This is a genomic window from Delftia acidovorans NBRC 14950 (assembly GCF_001598795.1).
GTDB lineage: Bacteria > Pseudomonadota > Gammaproteobacteria > Burkholderiales > Burkholderiaceae_C > Comamonas > Comamonas acidovorans.
Genome location: NZ_BCZP01000014.1, coordinates 65,022 through 84,275, shown reverse-complemented (window position 1 = coordinate 84,275; position 19,254 = coordinate 65,022). Strand labels below are relative to the sequence as shown.

The 19,254-nt window shown below is 62.9% G+C and carries 10 protein-coding genes; 1 reads left to right on the top strand and 9 read right to left on the bottom strand.

Going from position 1 to position 19,254, the window contains the following annotated elements:
- Positions 1-3: 3 nt before the first annotated feature.
- Positions 4-1,437, top strand: coding sequence for a class II fumarate hydratase (locus DA1_RS18440; RefSeq protein WP_034390457.1), 1,434 nt, complete (start codon positions 4-6; stop codon positions 1,435-1,437).
- Between the two features lie 5 nt (positions 1,438-1,442).
- On the opposite strand, the gene DA1_RS18435 is transcribed toward DA1_RS18440, so the two are convergent.
- The 9 genes from DA1_RS18435 to DA1_RS18425 all read right to left on the bottom strand — a co-directional run bounded on the left by DA1_RS18435 (position 1,443) and on the right by DA1_RS18425 (position 19,205).
- A complete protein-coding gene (locus DA1_RS18435; RefSeq protein WP_034398167.1) occupies positions 1,443-2,399 on the bottom strand; it encodes a tripartite tricarboxylate transporter substrate binding protein in 957 nt (318 codons plus the stop codon).
- Positions 2,400-3,293: 894 nt separating this feature from the next.
- Positions 3,294-5,285, bottom strand: coding sequence for a gamma-glutamyltransferase (ggt, locus tag DA1_RS18430; RefSeq protein WP_034390454.1), 1,992 nt, complete (start codon positions 5,283-5,285; stop codon positions 3,294-3,296).
- Between the two features lie 518 nt (positions 5,286-5,803).
- Complete coding sequence (locus DA1_RS30535; protein WP_155294176.1) at positions 5,804-6,109, bottom strand: hypothetical protein; 306 nt, start codon at positions 6,107-6,109, stop codon at positions 5,804-5,806.
- Between the two features lie 28 nt (positions 6,110-6,137).
- The gene (locus DA1_RS30530) at positions 6,138-6,620 is read right to left on the bottom strand and encodes a hypothetical protein (RefSeq protein ID WP_155294175.1); all 483 of its coding nucleotides are present in this window, start codon (positions 6,618-6,620) and stop codon (positions 6,138-6,140) included.
- Between the two features lie 257 nt (positions 6,621-6,877).
- Positions 6,878-7,243 carry a hypothetical protein gene (locus DA1_RS30525; protein ID WP_155294174.1) on the bottom strand — a complete coding sequence of 122 codons (366 nt, stop codon included), beginning with the start codon at positions 7,241-7,243 and terminating at the stop codon, positions 6,878-6,880.
- 224 nt (positions 7,244-7,467) lie between these two features.
- Positions 7,468-7,998 carry a hypothetical protein gene (locus DA1_RS30520; RefSeq protein ID WP_155294173.1) on the bottom strand — a complete coding sequence of 177 codons (531 nt, stop codon included), beginning with the start codon at positions 7,996-7,998 and terminating at the stop codon, positions 7,468-7,470.
- 34 nt (positions 7,999-8,032) lie between these two features.
- Positions 8,033-8,422 (bottom strand): hypothetical protein, encoded by a 390-nt coding sequence (locus DA1_RS30515; protein WP_155737657.1) that lies wholly within the window; start codon positions 8,420-8,422, stop codon positions 8,033-8,035.
- A 182-nt stretch (positions 8,423-8,604) separates the two neighbouring features.
- Positions 8,605-8,895, bottom strand: a complete 291-nt coding sequence (locus DA1_RS30510) for a hypothetical protein (protein WP_155294171.1) — start codon at positions 8,893-8,895, stop codon at positions 8,605-8,607.
- Positions 8,895-19,205 (bottom strand): hemagglutinin repeat-containing protein, encoded by a 10,311-nt coding sequence (locus DA1_RS18425; protein WP_162269884.1) that lies wholly within the window; start codon positions 19,203-19,205, stop codon positions 8,895-8,897. Before DA1_RS18425 ends, DA1_RS30510 begins: the two co-directional genes overlap by 1 nt.
- Between the last annotated feature and the right edge of the window lie 49 nt (positions 19,206-19,254).

The following is a 19,254-nucleotide window of genomic DNA, read 5'->3' as shown; positions in this document are numbered from 1 at the left end:
CCCATGGACCAGACACGCACCCAGGCCCAGGCACAGACCCAAGCTCATACCCGCATCGAGCACGATGCCTTCGGCCCCGTCCACATCCCTGCCGACCGACTCTGGGGCGCGCAGACCCAGCGCGCGCTGGAGCTGTTCACCATTGGCGAGGAGCGTTTTCCGCAGGGCCTGTACCGCGCCTTCGGGCTGCAGAAGCTGGCGGCAGCGCGCGCCAACCGGCGCCTGGGCGTGCTGGACGACGAGCGCGGCGCAGCCATCGAGGCCGCGGCCACCGAACTGCGCGACGGCCTGCTGGACGCGCATTTCCCGCTGACCATCTGGCAGACGGGCTCGGGCACGCAGACCAACATGAATGCCAACGAGGTCATCGCCAACCGCGCCAACCAGATGCTGGGCCAGCCCCCGGGCACGCGCAGCCCGGTCCACCCCAACGACCATGCCAATGCATCGCAGTCGTCCAACGACAGCTTTCCCACGGTGATGCACCTGGCCACGGCGCTGGAGCTGCGCGACCACCTGCTGCCCGCCCTGGAGCGGCTGCAGCAGCGCCTGCAGGAACGCGCCCTGGCCTTTGCCGGCGTGCTCAAGGTGGCGCGCACGCACCTGATGGACGCCGTGCCCATGACGCTGGGCCAGAGCTTCGAGACATTCGCCCACCAGGTGGGCCACGGCATGGACCGGCTGCGGGACACCCAGCCCCGGCTGTGGAGCCTGGCCCAGGGCGGCACGGCGGCCGGCACGGGGCTCAACGCGCCGGCCGGATTCGACCGGGTCTTCTGCGAGGAGATACAGGCGCTCACGGGCCTGGCGGTCACGCCCAATCCCTGCAAGTTCGAAGGCATGGCCGCGCACGATGCGCTCATCGAGGTCTCGGGCGCACTCAACGTGGTGGCCGGTTCGCTGGCCAAGATGGCCAACGACATCCGCCTGCTGGGCTCAGGCCCGCGCTGCGGCCTGGGGGAGCTGGTGTTTCCCGACGATGGGCTGAGCTCCTCCATCATGCCGGGCAAGCGCAACCCGACCGTGGCCGAGGTCGTGGTCCAGGCCGCCTACCAGGCCATGGGCCACCACCTCACCGTCACGCTGGCGGGCTCGGCCGGGCACTTCGAGCTCAACGTGGCCAAGCCCGTGCTGATCCACCACCTGCTGCGCGCCATGCGCGCGCTGGGCGACGCCAGCCGCGTGTTTTCCGAGAAGCTGGTGGCCGGCCTGCAGGCACACACCGAGCGGCTGGAGCAGCAGGTCAGCCACTCGCTGCTGCAGGCCACCGCGCTCAACCCGGTGCTGGGCTATGACGCCGTGGCACGCATCACGCGCGAGGCCATGGCACGCGGCATTGCGCCGCGCGAGGCGGCCGTGGCGCTGGGGCTGGTCACGGCGGCCGAGTACGACCGGCTGGTGGACCTGCGGGCCATGGCCGGGCTGCCGCCCGCGTAGCGGCCTCAATCCTCCAGGCCTATGTTCTGCACGATCTTCTTCTCGTCCTCGAACGCCTTCTTGGCGAACGCCGTGTACTCCTGGCTGCCGCGGAACTGCGTGCGCACGCCGTAGTTGCCGACCACCTGGCGGAAGGCCGGGTCGTCCATGGCGGCCTTGATGGCGGCTTCGAGCTTGCGCACGATCTCTGGCGGCAGGCCGCGCGGCCCGGCAATGCCCAGGGGTGAGGGCACATCGAAGGCATAACCGGCCTCGCGGAACGTGGGCACGTTGGCAAAGGCCTCGGGCCGCACCTCGGAGGCCGAGGCCAGGGCGCGCAGCTTGCCCGAGCTCAGGTACGGCAGCACCGTGTTGGCGTACACGCCGGACTTGATGTGGCCGGCCATCAGCGAGTTCAGCGCCTCGGCATCGCCCTTGAAGGGCGCATGCGTGAAGCGTGCGCCCGTGGCCTGCTCCAGCAGCGCCATCACCACGTGGTTGGCCGTGAACTTGCCCGGCGTGCCGTAATCCACGGCGCCCGGATTCTTCTTGGCGAACTCGACCAGATCCTGCACCGTCTTGAACGGCGAGTCCTGGGGCACGGCCAGCACGAAGTCATAGGTCATGTACGTGGCGATGTAGCTGAGATCGCGCACCGGGTCGTACTGCACCTTCTGGATGTGGGGCTGGCGGAAGATGCTCACGGGCGCCAGCGTCAGGCGGTAGCCATCGGGCTTGGCCGTGCGCATCTCCATCACGCCCATGGACGCGCCTGCGCCGGGCTTGTTCTCGATCACCACGGTCTGCCCCAGCTGCTTGCCCATGCCCTGGGCCAGCGCACGCGCCACCACGTCGGTCACGCCGCCCGCGCCGTAGGGCACGACCAGGCTGATGGGGCGGCTGGGATAGCTGTCCTGCGCCCATGCTGCGCCCGTCATCAGGACCGATGCGCACATCCATGCGCCAAACACTCGTCTTTGCATTTCCATCTTCCTCAGAGGCTCACGACCATCGAACTTGCTGCTGTTCAATTTAGATGGATGCATGCCAACCATGGATTCGGGCAAGCCCGTAGCGTTGGGGCGTCTGGGGAAAACGCGCAGCGTGGGTGCGGGACTGATGGCTCTATAGCAGGGGGTGGCGTGGTTGCTTGGTTTGCGGGGGGTGGTGGGGTGTTTTTTCGCGCATTGGGGTGGGTGGGGCATGTCTTTGAGGCGACAGTCATGGGGCGTGTGCCCTCAGAGTGGCTGCCATTCAGGGATGCTTTTTTGTCCCTGCCGGGTGGTTGTTTTTCGAGGCCGGGTTTCGGCCCGGCGGCCGACCTACTTTCTTATCGCGCGATAAGAAAGTAGGCAAAGAAACGCGCCCAAATGCCCGCGACCCCTGCGCTTCGCTCCGGGGCAACCTGCGTCGTGGCGGTTGCGGGGTTCGCTGCGGAACTCGCTTTGCGCTTCGCGCGCCGCTCAGACAACCGCAGCGAGTCAGATCACGAAGCAGTCCTGTCCTTCGGCAGGACTGCAACCCCGCAACCACCACGCCGCAGGCGCTGACATACGGGGGAGTTTTTCGGGCCGTCGCTGCGCTCGGCCCCGTTTGAAGCCGAGTGGAGCGATGGCGCCGGCTGTTGGCTATCCCCGGCCTCCCCCCTTCTGCCAACGCAGGTCGCCCGCAGCGAAGCGAAGGGTCGTGGGCAGTTTGGGGCGCGCTTCTTTGCCCCGCTTTCTTGTCGCGCGACAAGAAAGCGGGTCGGCCGCCGGGCCGAAACCCGGCCTCGAAAAACAACCACCCGGCAGGGGCAGGCTATGGACCCCATAAAAGAAAAGCGCCACCAGCATCCCTGCCAGCAGCGCCTTCCTCAGTCAATCATCAGACCAAAATCAGCGAACGGTATCGCCCAAAACAAGCCCTTCACGGCGCGGATCAGCCCCACCTTCCAGCTGCGCCTGCCCATTGCGCTGCACCCGCAAGATGGTGCCAATACCGCTGGACTGCGCACTGATGGACACCACATGGCCCAGGGCACGCAGGCCGCTGACCAGCGGATCGTCGTTGCCGCCATTGGCCGTGTTGATGTTGGGGTGCTCGCCGCCCACGTTGGTGGTCGGGCTGTTGGCCGCGCCGAAGTCCACCATCGACGTGGCCTGCTGCGCATCCAGACCCCAGTCCAGCGCGCCGACCAGGGTCTTGGTCACGTACTGGATGATGGTGCTGCCGCCCGGCGAGCCCGTGGCCATCTTGAAGTCGCCGGCGGTGCCGTCGGTCTTCAGGTCGAACACCAGCGTGGGCGCCATGGAGCTGCGCGGGCGCTTGCCGGGCTGAACGCGGTTGGCGACCGGGCCGTCGGTGGTGCTGGGGATGGCAGCGAAGTCGGTCAGCTGGTTGTTGAGCACGAAGCCGCGCGTGACGTGGAAGGAGCCCATGCTGGACTCCACCGTGGTCGTCATGCTCAGTGCGTTGCCCTTGGCATCGACGATGCTCATGTGCGTGGTGCCGGCCTCCTTGACATCGACCACGCCCTGCGAAGGCGTGCCGAAGTTGCCTGCCTGGGCCGTGCCCATGCTCTTGGTGGTGGAGATGAGGGCGGCGCGCTGGCGCAGGTAGCTCTTGTCCAGCATCAGGGCCGGCGAGCCGCCGGGCAGGGGCACGAAGTCGGTGTCGGCCACGTACTTGTCACGGTCGGCATAGGCCAGGCGCAGGGCTTCGCTGACCAGGTGCACGCCCATCACCGAAGGCTTGCCGCCCTCGCCATCGATGGCCGTGGGCGCATAGGCCTTGAGGTCGAAGTTCTCCAGAATGCCCATGGCCTGTGCCACGGCGATGCCGCCCGACGACGGCGGCGGCATGCTGCAGACCATGTAGCGCGCGCGGTAGGTGGTGCAGACGGCCTCGCGGCGCTTGGCCTCGTAGCTGGCCAGATCCTGCAGCGTGGTCTTGCCGGGGGTGATGGGCGCACCGTCCGAGACGGTCTGCGTCACGCCCACCTTGCTGACGATGGCCTGGGCCAGGTCGCCACGGTAGAAGGCATCGGCACCGCCCGTGGCGATGCTGCGCAGCGTGTCGGCATAGGGCTGGTTGACGAACTTGGCGCCCAGCGCCAGCGGCTTGCCCTGGGCATCGAAGTACAGCTTGGCGGCATCGGCATCGCGCGCCAGCTCCGTCTTGGAGCCCTCCAGCGCGGCGGCCATGCGGCCGCTGATGGGAAAGCCCTTGCTGGCCAGGTCGATGCCCGAATTGAACAGCTGGGGCCACGCGGTCTTGCCGTAGTCCTTGTGCGCGAGTTCCAGCATGCGCACCACGCCCGGCGTGCCGATGGAGCGGCCGCTGGAGCGCGCCGAAGGCTTGGGCGCGGTCTGGTCGGTGGCATCGTCCACGTAGCGCAGGTAGTTTTCCGTGGCGGCAGCCGGCGCGGTCTCGCGGCCGTCATAGGCCACGACCTTGCCCGTGGCCGCATCGCGGTAGAGCATGAAGGCGCCACCGCCAATGCCGCTGGACTGCGGCTCCACCAGGCCCAGCACCATCTGCACGGCCACGGCCGCATCCACGGCCGAGCCACCGGACTTGAGCACCTCGCAACCGGCCTTGGACGCCAGCGGGTTGGCCGTGACCACCATGTACTTGGAGGTGTGCAGGGCCTTCTTGCCGAGGCGGTAGCCCGACGAGGGTTCGGGTGCGGCCGGATCACCGGGCAGGCCCGAGCCCACGACCACGCTGCCATCGCCCGAGGTGATGGCGCAGGCCGCCAGGTCGTCCTGGCCCGATCCGCCATTGCCACCACCACCGCCGCACGATGCGAGGAACAGCGGCGTGGCGGCCGCAAGGCCGATCCACTGCCATGCGGGCAGGCGTTGCCTGGAAGGGGGTTGCTTCATGAAATGTCTCCTTGTGGTGCGTGGAATGCGTTGATCTTGTTCACCTGGGGCAGCACCCGCCCGCAGGCTTGCCGCGAGCTTACATCCGTTCCACCACCACTTCGCGCAGATGCAGCCACGCGGTGCAGGACGTCCGTCCGGCGCCTGAGCGACCGGGTATCCATGCAAACTTCATACCAAGTGTGTGCACTGTTTTCGACCCACCTAGGCCAGGGCATGACAACGCCCTTGAGACCAACGCGCAAACTAGCGGTAGCGGATGACCTCGTTCATTCCGATGCTCATGAAGCCATCGGTACACAGCCACCGGCTGTAAGAGACACCAGCGCACGGCCGCCTCGGAGGTACTACCGGCAGCGGTCACGGCCAGCAAGCGGGCATCGCAGACCCGATCCTCCTGCTCGAACTGCACGCGGTAGCGCCTGCCTGCTTCAGGCTGAAACCTCAGATACACAGGCCCGCAGCAAACGAAGCTCGTTATGCAGTCTCCCCGAACTCCCACACCAACATTACGCAAGTCACTCGTTTGGTGAAGCACTACTTTTCTTGGTGGCCGTGAGCATTGCCGCTCTCAAATAAAACCAGATACATGAGAGCACTACAAATGCCAGGAAGCCAGAATCTCCTTTTGAACTAATCAAGAGAAAAATACAAAGCACAATGGCTCCCGGCAATAATCCAGCCATCACACCGACCAACACGCATTTCCAGCCCGAAGAATTGTGGACGATATCCATATATTCCGAAGCTACATGAAACCCATGGAACCACGAATAATACAAAACACCCAAAGCGATAGGCACAAGAATATCTAAATCAAACATCGATCAATACTCCCATTTTCAGATCACTTCAAGCTCTAGACACGTCGCTGATATTTTTGACAATGGACCGGTATATATTAATACACCAGATTCCAAGCAAAACAACCTCAACCCCTCCTGTCATCACCACCTGCCCTGGATTTATCCCCATTCCTTTAATGTATGAATAAGTAGTATACGCATAGAAAATCAATGCAATGGGAATCAGAAAAAACATGTGCCTAAGAGTTACCACAAGGCTGATACTAAAGAATCTTGCAGAAAAATCCACGCCAGACGACCCTCCATTGGCACGGTAAGAAAAAACAGTTCCACAAAGGACAATAGAAATACTCAAAAAAGAGTCTACATAGTCCCAAAATCCCACTCGATCAGGATGAAGATAGCGAGTAATCTCCATCGCAACAATGCTCAGCAGCACGAAAATCAGAATATAAATAAATACCTGTTTTTCTGTTAGCTCGCGATGAATTAAAGCATTCTTGAGATCTTTTATTTTCCAGAAAAACATAAACCCTCCATTAATTTATCATTTAATCCAAATTATTACACAGCAATTACCAGATTAACGACCACTTCCGCCAAGAATGACTTCTGTTAGCAAACGATGGCCCTGGTACTGGAAAATATCGCTCCGCACCGCCAAGTGGTCTGGACGTCTTTGACACACCAAATCCAATATTTATCTAGATCTGCATTAAATACTGGAGAATTTTCATCAAAAAAATTCTTTAGTATTTACTGCGATCCAAAATATTTACACAATAATCATTTCCTATCTTTGTCCAGCTCTCTAGCCCAATCAGGATAATATCTATCCTCTTCTTTAAATTTCTCAGCCAACACCGAATTCTCAATAATATCTATCCAGCCATAGATTTCATCGAAGAATTTCAGATCAATTACCTCAAATGAACTATCAGATAAATAATTCAAACTAATCTCACCAAAACAATAGTGAGTATACTCTCCACCTGCAGCCGCAGAATATCTATCGCATATATCTTGCAGATTAAAATTCGGGATATATCCTGTAGCCATCATTTTCAACGGCCGGGAGAATTCCACGGTAAAATTAAGCCCTTTCACCCTACAAACACATGGAATAAATTTATTCTTAATAATACTTTCCATGAAGAAATTTTCCTCAAATTCAATATTTAAAATCATTTAACTCCACTCTTTTCTAGCAGCAATAAAATCACCAGACAATATTTTATTAGAGCTACAAATCTGGCTAAAATATTGCCATCCAGAAGACAACTGATCCAGTATTTCCACCACCTTTTGCCTGGCACCTTTAGTAGTCACACCATTTACAACAATGGAATGAAGAAGGCTTATGAACACCGTATGAACTACAGCCCCGGCGGACGAGGACAGATCAGCGGCGTGCCAGGTACTTCCCTTGGCTCATCAGGCCTGCTGATATCCACAATACGCAACCCGCACTTGCGCACGCCAGCCCAGACAAAATCCACACGGTAGACGCCATCAGCAGTGGGAGTGAACCGCTTGGTTACCGGCCCACAGGAACCTCTGCTGTACTGGTCTTGCCAGGAGGAAAAGCCTTTGACCTGCACTGGCGCATCTGCGGGCACCGCAGCCTCTCGCACAGTTGGAACGCCGCTGAGCTTGTTGCTCAACGCTGCAATCCAGGGCAGCAGCACGCTCTCGCCTCCATCGCGAACAGATCCTGCGAATTCAAAGCCTTCGCACGCCGTGCTGGCGGAGCTGATGGAAAAACCTGCCGACATGGGCATGCCTGTGGAGCGGAGATGCAATGTGGCGTCTTTGGGCTGTGGCATGTAGTTGCGGCGAGGTTCGATGGCGCAACCGGCCAGCGCAACGGAAAGACATAGGATCAAAAAAGAACGTTCGTCTTTCATGAGATTAATTCGAATTTACTCAAAGCAAATTAAATCAAATCTTGCCTTTATCCAAATCTTTGACCCAATCTGGCAAATCCTCATCAACAACCTCCACCAAAGAAAAATTCTCCAATATTTGGTGCCATCCAGATGTTTGATAAAAAAATCTAAGATCAGATATTTCATAAATATCTTGCGATACCTCTATCAAACTAATCTCCGCAAAAGAATTATGTGTATGTACCCCACCTCCATATGATGGAGCTCTAAGATTTATTTCCTCTTTAGAGAAATCTTTCACAGTACCTACTGCCTCAGGCAATGGAGAAAAAAATTCCACAGAAAAATCATTGCCTTTTATTTTACAAATGCAAGGAATATTTTTATTTTTAATAAAATACTCAAACCAACCATTTTTCTCAAATTTAATACATAGCTTCATAATTCACCAAATAGAAATTCTATAACCATTTAATGCGAGCGAAGATGCAATGTGGCGTCCCCAGGCTGTGCTGTGCTGTGCTGTGCTGTGCTGTGCTGTGCTGTGCTGTGCTGTGCTGTGCTGTGCTGTGCTGTGCTGTGCTGTGCTGTGCTGTGCTGTGCTGTGGCATCGGACCTTGTTAATCAGAAATTCTCAGATTTCTTCACAAAGACATCACACCAATCGGGGAAATACCCTTCCAAAACAAAGAAATCATCAATATATGAAAGACCTAATTCTTTCAAAAACACTATGCATTCTTCGGAATTCTCCGAACCGAAGAAAGGGCCAAGAGATATTAAAAACTCATCTTCATCAAATAATTTTTCAAAATTAAATTCCTTCAGTATTAAATCAATATCTATAGAATTAAGTGCAATGGCATCTTTTCTTAAGATGATACCAAAATCTTTAGAGACCTTCATTTCTTGCATCACTTTCTAAGTGTCGGAATTTCCATTCCATTAGGAACATGGATCTTTACATTATAAATAGGCGTACTTGACGAAGGCTGAAGAATTTGAAAATTGTTCGATGAATTCCCTTTACGCAGCATCGCATTTGGCACGGCAAAATCAATACGGATTTCCCCTTTAGCACCAGGAGGATATGGTGCGCCTCCCTCTGTAACATACACCTGAGGCGTCCCGTTTCTAGGGACATTTGCAGGAATGGCTGTGCCTTGGTTTTGCATCCAAAGAGCTGCCTCTTCTTTTGAAACCCATCGAGATACCGTTACATAGTCTTTAGGAACTGGCCCCTCAGAAGCTCCAGGGCCTCGAGGATATACAGCATAGGAATTTTCAGGAGGCGCTATTTTCGTCTCCCCAGAGCCTTTCACTTCTACTTTAGGCCCGTCTGTCGAAGATGATAAATCCTCATATTTCTCCGCACCATTTTTTGCAACGGGCCTTCTATTCTTTCCAATAAAAGCAGCCCCGGTCATTATCACATCCGCCACATCATTGCCACTAGATGCCGCCTGCAATTGCTTATAGGCACTCCAATACTGCTCATCATTGGTCTTACCATACAAGTACAGCAAATTATCCTGACCCAGCACAGTCAACTGTTTGATATTGTTGTCTGCTGCGTTGATCTGCCCCATCAGGTCAGCTCTGCGCTGAGGATCTGCAGTGGCCCCCAATTGCTGGTATAGCTGATCCTTGTACTTGGCAAGCTCTGTCACCACTGTGCCAAGGTCTTCTTGAATCTCCAGGTTCTGATCCACCGTCGCTGGAGCCAAACCTTTACGGATATCTTCATTGCGTTTAGCAGAACGCGCGTCCAGCTTGCTTACCTCGCCGCACGCCGCCTTGTCGCCCTTCTGGCAGGCGCTCTCACTCTTAGCCCGTTCCGTGAGCTCCTTGTGGTTGAGGAAGTTGTTCAGCGTGGCATTGGTCGAAGCCGCTGCCCCTGCTGCTCCACCGGCCACGGCCCCCACGGCCGTTCCAGCCACGGCGACCAGGGTGTTTCGCGCACCTTCGTCAACGCCCAACTCCTTCAAGGTTTCGTCCAGATGCGCGACAGCCACCTGGCTCAGGCCCGCGCCGGCAGCTCCTGCCAATCCCCCGCCCGCCGCACCAACCAATGCGTGCAGCGCGACTCGGCCAGCCCCACCTTCTTTCCATTTCTCGATTTCCGCCTCATCACCGTTGGCCATCGCCTCCTTGAGCTTGCTGTCGGCAAAGTCCCCCACCGCCTTGCTCGCACGTGAACCAAACTCCCGCGTGATCTCGATCTGCGCATTGACGTTCTCGCGCACCTTGTCCTTGTCGAAGATGGGCTTGAGGCCTGTCTCCTTGTCCCCCGTGCGCGCGCCGCTGTCACCCGCCACGCCGCTGATGCCGGCCTTGGTGGTGCTGCTGGCATTGCCGCTGTCGCTACCCACGCCGGCACTGCCGCCCGTCAGGCCCTTGCCTGTGTTGAGTGCGGCCTTTTTTTGTTCTTCCGTCTTGGCTGTGCTCTGGTCACCTGCCTGGAAGCCCACGCTGCCGCCTGCGCTCCAGCCGCTGGCGTCATATTCCGCATGGTTTTCAATGTCGCTGGTGGTCAGCTTGCCGCCGGTTTCAAAGCGGTTCTTGCCGTCGTCCATCGCCACCTGGGTGCTGGTGATGGCGCCGCCCTTGAGCGTGGTGTCGCCCTTGACCTTGACGTCAAAGCCACCGTCGCCAGCGCGGATGCCGCTTTGCTCGACCACGCTCTGGTAGTCGCTGTCGATGCGCGTGCGCCCGGCGCTGCCGCCCACGCTGGAGGGGCCGTAGCACAGGGGAGGCACGCACAGGCTGACGTTGAGGCCTGCGCTGCTGCTTTTCTCGTTGTAGGTGCTCTTGTCCTGCAGGCTTTCGATGGCGAGGTTGCCGCCTATGTCGGCCTTTACCGTGTCGGCCACGATGGTGGCGCCCTTGAGCGTGGTGTCGCCGCCGCTTTGCACGCTGGCCGTGCCGCCTGCCTTGATGTGGGTGTTGGTGTGGCTGAGGCTTTCACCGCTGCCACTGCCCTTGCCCTGGCTGAGCCCCACATTGACGCTGAAGCCGTTCTTGCTGCCCAGGGTGAAGGCCACGCCCACGCTGGCCGAGCTGCTGCTTTGGCTGTTTTGCTCGGCAAAGCGGTTTTCTGCCGCTTCCAGGACGATGTTGCCCTTGTCCGCAGCCAGGCGTACGTCCTTGCCGGCTTCCACGCTGCTGCCGCGCACGTGGACGTCACCCTGGGTGGCCGTGATGCTGACGTTGCCGTCGGCCTTGACCAGGGAGCCTACGGCGCTGTTGACCTGGTATTCGCTGGTGCTGCGGCTGGAGCTTTTGCCCAGGCTGAGGCTGATGCCTACGCTGGTGGCACTGCTGGGGTCTGCGATGAGCTGGCTGGCCTTGCCATAGGTTTCATAGGCCGCCATGCCGGCAGCGGCCGCACCCAGGGCCTGCATGCGAGCATCGCTGGTCTTGCCGGTCGCCCCGGCAATGCGGGCGACCGTCTCGCCGCCTTGCACGACATTGACCACGGGGTTGCTGATGCTGACGCTCAGCCCGCTCTGTTTGGCCCGCATCTCGAACTTGTCGCGCTCGAGCTCGCGCGCCTCGTTGATCTCAACGCTCTTGCCGACGATGTTCACATCGCCCTGAGCCAGCACGGCCGAGCCCGTCTGGCGGTACTGGTTGCCGGCCACGATGGAGGCGTTGCCGCCCTGCGCCTGCACGCTGGAGCCTGCCGCGCGCACGCTTTCGTTGCTGCGGTCGATGGTGACGGACTTGGAACCCAGCGTGATGCCGAAGCCGCCGCCGCTGAACAGGCCCGATTTCTTGGTCTGGCTGTGGCTGGTGGCGGCGGCGCTGTCCTGGCCCGCCAGCAGTTGCACGTCGCGCCCGGCCACCAGGCCCACGTCGCCCTGGCCCACCACGTGCGAGCCGGTCACACTGATGTCGCGCCCGGCCTGCAGGTAGATGTTGTTGGCGCTGAGCACGCTGCCTTCGCTGAGGCTGCTGGCGCCTTCCTCCACGGTGTGCGTGCTCTTCTTGCTCAGGAAGCCGCTTTTCTTGCTGTAGGTTTCCTCGAAGCGGCCGTGCTCGGTCTGCATGTCCTGCAGGTTGACGTCGCGGCTGGCGATGAGGCTGGCGTCGCCCTTGGCGGTGACGGTGGCGCCCTTGAGGGTGATGTCGCCCTTGCCTGCGTCGGCCTTGCCGTTCGCCACGATGCTCAGGTTGCGGCCTGCCTCGATTTCTCCGCCCGACAGGGATTCGCTGCGCTGGAACAGCGCATGGTCGTAGTTCTTGCGGTGCTCTTCCTCCAGGCTGCTGGACTTGTCCACCAGGGCTTCGACGCGCACGCTGGCGCCTTGCACCAGAACGTCCTCACCGGCCTTGATGTGCGAGCCCAGGGCCACCACGTCGCCCTTGGCCCGCAGCGTGACGCCGCCTTCGCCACCGTCGATGGTGGTGCCGGTGTGGGTCAGGGTGTCGGTGCGCCGCTGGGTTTCGCCGATCTTGATGCGGATCTCTGGGTTGGTGAGGTTGTTGTCCGCGTCGTAGTGCTGGGTGACGAGGATCTGGTCCTCTTTCTTGTGCGTGCTTTCGGCCTTGGCGGTGGCGCCCAGGCGGATGTCGCCGTCGGCATACAGGCCCGCGCCCTTCTTGCCCTCGACCTTGCTGGCGACCAGGTCGATGTTGCCGCCCGCGTCCAGCACGATCTTGCCCGCGTCGCTGACGAAGCGGCCATCGGTGGCGGCGATATTGCCGCTGGCCTGCAGATAGCCGCCGTCATGCGCGACGATGCTGCCGCGGCTGTTGTCGATGTCGCCCTTGAGGGAGGTCAGCAGGGTGCCGGTCTCTATCTTGCCGTCCCGGTTGTCGAGGCTGCCGCCGCTGAGGCTGGTGTAGCCGCCCGCGCGAATGCTGGCGCCGAAGTTGTCTATGCCTTCGGCGGCGCGTATGGCCAGGTTGTTGGTGACTTCGAGCTGGCCCCGGTTGATGAACTGGCCGTTGAGGTTGAGTTCCAGGTCGTTGGCGCTGATGCCGCCGGGCACGATCTGCATCTGCTTCCAGTCGGGCCAGGCCACGCTCTTGCCGCCGCCCAGCAGGGCGGCCACGCCGCCTTCGGGCGTGGCCAGTTCAGGGCGCGAGAGGTCCAGCGGCCTGGAGGTCCGGGGCGGCAGGCCTTCGTCGCCCGGGCCCTTGATGTCGCTGCCCTGGCCCTTGGTGTCGCCGGCGCCGATGCTGCCGGGGTCGCCGCCCAGGACCTTGAATTCCCTGGGCGCGTCGGCCTTGCCGGCATCGCCGGTCTTGACGTCGCCCTTGACGGCCTGTCCGTCGGGGCCCTTGGCCACCTCGCCGGGCTTGACCTCGCGGTTGCGGGCTTCCACGACCAGGGGCAGGCCCGTGGCGGGATCAATGCCGGGCCGTACGGTGATGGTGCCGCCATTGATGGTGATGGCATCGCCGACGATGGTGCCGGTATCGGGCCCGACCAGAGTGATGGTGGAGCTGCCGCTGCCGGTGTTCAGGCGCGGCACGCTGCGGGCCAGGCCTTCGACGGTGACGATGTCCCCGTCGGCGTTCTTGCCCTCCCAGGTGATGGTCTGGTTCTTCTTGCGCTGCTCGATGCTGCCGCCACCCACGCTGGCGTCCGAGGCCTCATTGACCAGGGAGCCGTCGAAGCCGCCGCCGATGTACAGCTGCGCGCGCTGCGCCACGTCGGTGTAGCCGATGACGCGCACTTCCTTGAGGTCGGCCAGCGCGGCCGGGTAGTCGGGCACCTCGTAGGTGCCGTCGCGCACGTCGGGTTCGCCGCTGCCCCTGCGCGTGCCCGTGGCTTCGTTGTGGATGGAACCGCTGGCACTGCCGGCGATGGCGACGCTGCCCTGGTTGCGCAGGGTGCCGGTCCAGGCGACGGAGCTGCCGCCATAGGACCAGCTTTCCGAGGCGCCCACGTTGATGCCGCCCACGTTGAGCTGAAGGTGGCCCAGGGCCAGCAGTTCGTTGCCGGTGGCTCCATAGGCGCCTGCCATGGTGAGGGTGGCGTCGCCCAGGCTGCCCACGGTGCCGCCGCTGTTGCTGTAGCCGCCGGACTGGATGTTGAGCTTGCCGCCCGCCACAAGTGTGCCACCGCTGTTGCTGAAGCCACCCGTGGTGTTGATGTCGATCTCGCCGGGCGCGCCGCCCTGGCCATAGACCGTACCCTGGTTGCTGAAACCCGAGCCCTTGATGCGGATGTCCTGGCCCAGCAGGTTGGCACCGTCGCCGTTGCTGACCGCGCCGCTGGCCTGCAGTTGCAGGCCGCCGCTGGCGGCCACCGTGCCGGTGTTGGCAATGCCGCCGGAGCTGGCGGTGAGCTTCGCATCGCCGCTCTTGGCCAGCAGCGTGCCCTGGTTGTCGATGCTGGCGGCGTTGATGGTGACGCTGCTGCCCTGGATCTGGCCGGTCACCCCTTCGGCCGGGGCGCCATTGCTGAAGGCACCGGCCGATGTGATGTTGACGGCGCCGCCTGCCTGCATCTGCCCGCCCGCGTTCTGCACGGAGGGGCCCGAGATGGTGAGGTCGCCACCGGCCGAGATGATGCCGGTGCTGGCGCCACCACTGGCGCCTGCGGAAGTGTAGGGGTCGTTGACGCTGCGCGTGTTATTGAGGCTGCCCTGGATATTGACGCTGCTGCCTGCGCTGACCACGCCCTTGTTGGTCATGCTGCCGACGTTGACGGTGAGCGCACCGCCCGCATGCACGGTGCCCGGGGTCTGGCTGTAGCGCCAGTCTTCAGGGGCGGAGCCCGCGCCGCAGCCGCTGGCCGAGACACAGCTGCGCGATTCGGTCAGCCCGTTGTCGAAGCTGCCGCCCGAGATGCTCAGGGAGCCCGAGGACTGGATCTGTCCATCGTTGCCTATGCTGCTGCCGCTGAGGGTGACGTCGCCGCCCGCCAGGGAGCCGCTGTTGGAGATGGAGCCGCCATAGACGCCGAGCGAGCCGCTGGCGCCTATGCTGCCGCTGTTGCTCAGGCTGCCATCTATGCCCACGCTGGAGCCGGAGATGCTGCCCGAGTTGCCGGTGGCGCCCAGGGAGATGCCCTGCGCACCGATCTGGCCGCTGTTGTCCAAGGCGGCCATGGTGATGGTGCTGGCGGCAATGTTGCCGCTGTTGCTGGTGCTGCCCGAGACGCCCAGGCTGCCCTGGGCATAGACGCTGCCGCCCTGGTTGCCCAGCGCGCCGTCGATGGTGATGTCGTCGGCCACGACGCTGCCGCTGCTCGACAGGGAGCCGGTGTGGGTGAGCTTGCCACCCGCCTGGAGGGTGCCCTGGCTGCTGGTGCCGCCGGCCGCCTGCAGCGCCATGTCCTGCCCGGCGCTGAATTTGCCCTGGCTGCCCAGGCGCGTGGCGCCCCCGGCCTGGACGGTGAGTTGGCCCGGTGTGACGATGCCGCCAGCGCGGGCCAGGTTGCTGTCGATATTGCGGGCGCGGATGGAGATGTCCTGCCGCGACTGGATCAGGCCTTCGTTGGAGAGATCGCCGCCGGTGTCGATGTCCACCGCCTTAGCGAAGGTCATGTCGCCCCGGTTGCGGATGGCACCGTTGTCCGCCTTGAGCCGGGCCTCGCCCAGGAAGAGGCTGTTGCCTTCAAAGCTCAGGTTCTGCGCCGCATGGGCGTCGAAGTCGCCGGCCACGTCGAGGTTGCCGCCAAAGCCGATGCTGCCAGCCTCGCTGCGGGCGGTGAGCCGGCCTTGCGCGACGGTGGCACCGCCAATGGCAATGTCACCCCGGGACTTCAGTCCCAGGTCCTGCTCGGCAGAGACCTTGCCTGCAATGGCGATGGCGCCGCCGGAGCTGGCAAGCTCACCCTTGCGCAGTTGCAGGTCGCCGCCCACGCGCACGCCGTCCGAGCCCTGCAGGCGCGCATCGCCCAGCGTGGCGAGGCCGCCGCCCACGTCGATGGCACCGGCCTTGGCCTCGATGTCCATGCCGTCGTTGACGCGCAGCTCCTTGCCCACGGCGAAGCCCTGGCCGGCGCTGGCATCGAGCCTGCCGGTGACGCGCATCTGCCCGCCCGCCTTGCCGCCCGAAGTCTCGCCGTAGCTTTGGCCCGCTCCGCTTTGCAGGCGTGCATCGCCCAGCACCAGGGTGTCGCCGGCCACGGCAATGCGTCCGCCGGCATTCGCGGCCAGGCCCTGGCCGAAGGCTGCATCTGCACCCACGGTGATGTCCGCGCCAGCGGCGATGTCGGCCGGTCCCTGGACGGTGGCCGCGCCTGCCACCTCGTGGCTGCCTCCCGCGCGGGCCTGGTAGGCGCCGCCGGTCTCCAGGCTTTGCAGGCGGATGTTGCCGCCCGCGTCGATCACGGCAGCCTGGCCGTCGGCCGTGCCGGCCACCACCTTGCCGGCCTCGGCATCGGTGCCGGCCTTGAGGCTCAGCGACCCTGGCGTAGCCACCGTGCCGGTGACGGAGATGGCACCCGTGCGCGCCGTGGCGTCGATGCCGGCGCCCATCAGGTCGCCCTGGATGCGCAGGGCATCGTCGGCGCGCAGCGTGGCCTGGCCCTGCGCCAGCACGCTGCGGGTGTGGACGGATGCAGCCGCAACGTCAAGATCGGCGCCGGCCTGCAGGCGTTCGGCCTTGAGGGCCTGTGCCGACCGGATGTCCATGGTGCCCATGGCCGCGATGTCGCCCGCCACCGTGATGTCACGGCCTGCGCGCAGTTGCAGGTTCTCTCCGGAGAGCACCGGCCCCTGGACGTCGATCTGGCCTGCGGACAGGGCGGTGATGCCCCGGTTGGCAACCAGCTGGCCCCGGCTGGCGATGCCGCCATCCCCGGCCTCCAGTTGCATGCCTCCACCGGCCTGCAGGCCCTTGTCGAGGCTGATGGAGCTGCCAGCCAGCGCCACGTCGCGCCCGGCGAAGGCATCGCCGCGCACGGTGGTATCACCCTTGGCGGCAATGCGCGCATCGCGCCCGGCATGCAGTGTTCCATCGACGAGTACATTGCCCGCCGCAGTCACGCCGGCATCGCGCCCGGCCAGCAGGTTGCCCGTTGCAATGCTGCCCGTCGAGGATTCCAGGCGCACGTCGCGCGCGGCCTGCGCCTGCTCCAGGGCGATGTTGCCCTGGCTGCGGATGTCGAGGTCTTCGTTGGTGAGGATGGACTTGGCGGTGATGCCTTCGGCGCCGGCGCTCAGGGTGGTGCTGCCTGCCGAGCGCAAGTCGCCTCCCAGCTGGAGCTTCTGGCCTGCCTTCATGTTGACGGCGCCCTGGGACAGCACATCGCCGGCGATGCGGATGTTGCGGCCCTCGACGGACAGGCCCGCAGCCTCCATGCCCTTGTCGGCAGAGAAGTCGCCGCCCGCACTCCATTGCTGGGAACCGGCCGAGCCCACCTGCCCGCCCAGGCGGATGTCCCCGCCCGCCTTACCCGTGATGCCGCCGCCCGCAAGGATGTCGCCGTGCGCCGTGAGGTTGCCTGCGGCATTGAAGCTGGCCTTGCCGCCCGATGTGACCGGGCCGGCCATGGTCAGGTCGCCACCCGCGCTCAGGCCCAGGTCGCGCCCGGCAGTGATGGCACCGTCGAACCGGGCGTCGCCCCCGCTGGAAAGATTCGCGCTGCCCGTGACACTGACATCGCCACGCGCATGCAGGGAGTCGCCGACGCGCAGGTTCAGGTCGCCGCCGATGGACAGGCCTTTTTCCATGCTGCCGAGATCGACCCGGCTGGCGTCCACATTGGTTTCGCCGGCCGAGATGTCACCGTTGATGCCCACGGTGCCCGCCTTCATGCTCAGCGACTGGCCCACCTGGGCACTGCCGATGAGGCCAACCGATCGAACACCGTCGAGCTGGAAGTTCTCGCCAACGACGCTGCGTCCCGTGACGTCGATGGTGTCGGCCGAAACCTTGGCGCTGCGGTTGACCTGCAACTGCCCCGACAGCAACGCACCTTGGCCGGCCCGCATGTCCAGGCTGCCCGCGACTGCGGTGACGCCGCCCAGGGACGCACCTTCGCCCGCGTCGATGGCCAGGTCGCCACCCACCAGCAGCTTGCCGGTCTGGTGGACGTTTTTGCCACCCAGTGTGGTGGCGCCCGCAACCTGCACGGTGCTTGCGCCAGAACCCATCTGCAGGTCGCCACCCGCACGCGCCTGCAGGCTGCCGGCGGTCACGAGATCGCCGCTCACGGCGATGCCGCCCTGCGCGCTTTGCAGCCGGATGTCGCCCTGCGCCTGAACGGGTCCGTTGAACTGCATGCCATCGCGGCCGCTGACCTGCAGTTGCTTGCCCGCAGAGACTTCTCCAGCAACGCTGACATAGCCATCGCTGTCGATGCGGATGTCCCGTGCCGAAGCCAGGGAACCCGTGCTCACGCGGCCAGCGCTCTGGATCTCCACGTCGCGCTGGTAGGCCAGAAGCGGGCCCTGCAGGTTGACGCCCATGCCGGCATCGGTGGAGATGACACGGATCTGGCCTGCGGTCATGGCCCCGAGGGCCGTGGCATCGATGGCCAGGGCCCGGCCCGACTGCGCTGGAGCCGGGGTCTGCGGGGACTGCGGGGATTCAGAAGCGGCACGCGCGGAGCCCGGCATGGCGGGCGTCTTGCCTGCCGTCAGGTTGATGCTGGAGATGTCCTGGTTCAGGTAGTGGGCGCGCAGGGGAGCGTCGATGCTCAGCATCTCGCCGATCAGGTCGAGCTGGCCCACGGTGCCCTCGATGCCGGTGCCGCGCACGTCGATGCGGCCGCCGTTCACGTCGAAGCCCTGCTTTTTCGCGTCCTGGAACGTGCTGCCCTGTCCGTTGGCATCCAGCCAGGTGGGCCGGCCCGTGCTCAGGGTGAGCCGGGGCGTGTTGACCACGCCGCAACCATCGCAGGTGATGCCGTTGGGGTTGGCGATGATGACGGTGGCGGGCGCGCCGAAAACCTCCACCGTGCCCCGCATCTGGCCGGGTGTTCCGGTGACGGTGACCTCGTTGACGATGGTGTTGGCCGTGCGTCCGCCGGACAGGTTCGGATTGGCCGTTGCCGTGCCGCCCAGCAGCGGGGTGCCACCGATGAGGCTGTTGTTGAGGACGACTCCGGACGTGGGCACATCGAAGCGTTCGTACTGGTTGAGCGAGGTCCCGGCCGCATTGGGCGCCGTGATGTTGACCAGGGCACCGCCACCCGGCAGCGACTGGATGCCGGGCTGGAAGGCCATCGGCGCGCGCGGGTCGGCAATGGGTCCGCCGAATGGGCCCGCGATTGGCCCGGCCGGCGGCTGCGGCTGGGCCTGAGCGGTACCAACCATGACCAGTTGCAGTTGAGTCAACCAGAAAACAGCGGCCATGAACGCCGCC

Bases quoted from the DNA above. Each gene is read 5' to 3' on its own strand.
- DA1_RS18425 (WP_162269884.1), bottom strand. From the start codon at position 19,205: ATGGTTGGTACCGCTCAGGCCCAGCCGCAGCCGCCGGCCGGGCCAATC.
- DA1_RS18440 (WP_034390457.1), top strand. From the start codon at position 4: ATGGACCAGACACGCACCCAGGCCCAGGCACAGACCCAAGCTCATACC.
- ggt (WP_034390454.1), bottom strand. From the start codon at position 5,285: ATGAAGCAACCCCCTTCCAGGCAACGCCTGCCCGCATGGCAGTGGATC.
- DA1_RS30535 (WP_155294176.1), bottom strand. From the start codon at position 6,109: ATGTTTGATTTAGATATTCTTGTGCCTATCGCTTTGGGTGTTTTGTAT.
- DA1_RS30530 (WP_155294175.1), bottom strand. From the start codon at position 6,620: ATGTTTTTCTGGAAAATAAAAGATCTCAAGAATGCTTTAATTCATCGC.
- DA1_RS30520 (WP_155294173.1), bottom strand. From the start codon at position 7,998: ATGAAAGACGAACGTTCTTTTTTGATCCTATGTCTTTCCGTTGCGCTG.
- DA1_RS30525 (WP_155294174.1), bottom strand. From the start codon at position 7,243: ATGGAAAGTATTATTAAGAATAAATTTATTCCATGTGTTTGTAGGGTG.
- DA1_RS18435 (WP_034398167.1), bottom strand. From the start codon at position 2,399: ATGCAAAGACGAGTGTTTGGCGCATGGATGTGCGCATCGGTCCTGATG.
- DA1_RS30510 (WP_155294171.1), bottom strand. From the start codon at position 8,895: ATGCAAGAAATGAAGGTCTCTAAAGATTTTGGTATCATCTTAAGAAAA.
- DA1_RS30515 (WP_155737657.1), bottom strand. From the start codon at position 8,422: ATGAAGCTATGTATTAAATTTGAGAAAAATGGTTGGTTTGAGTATTTT.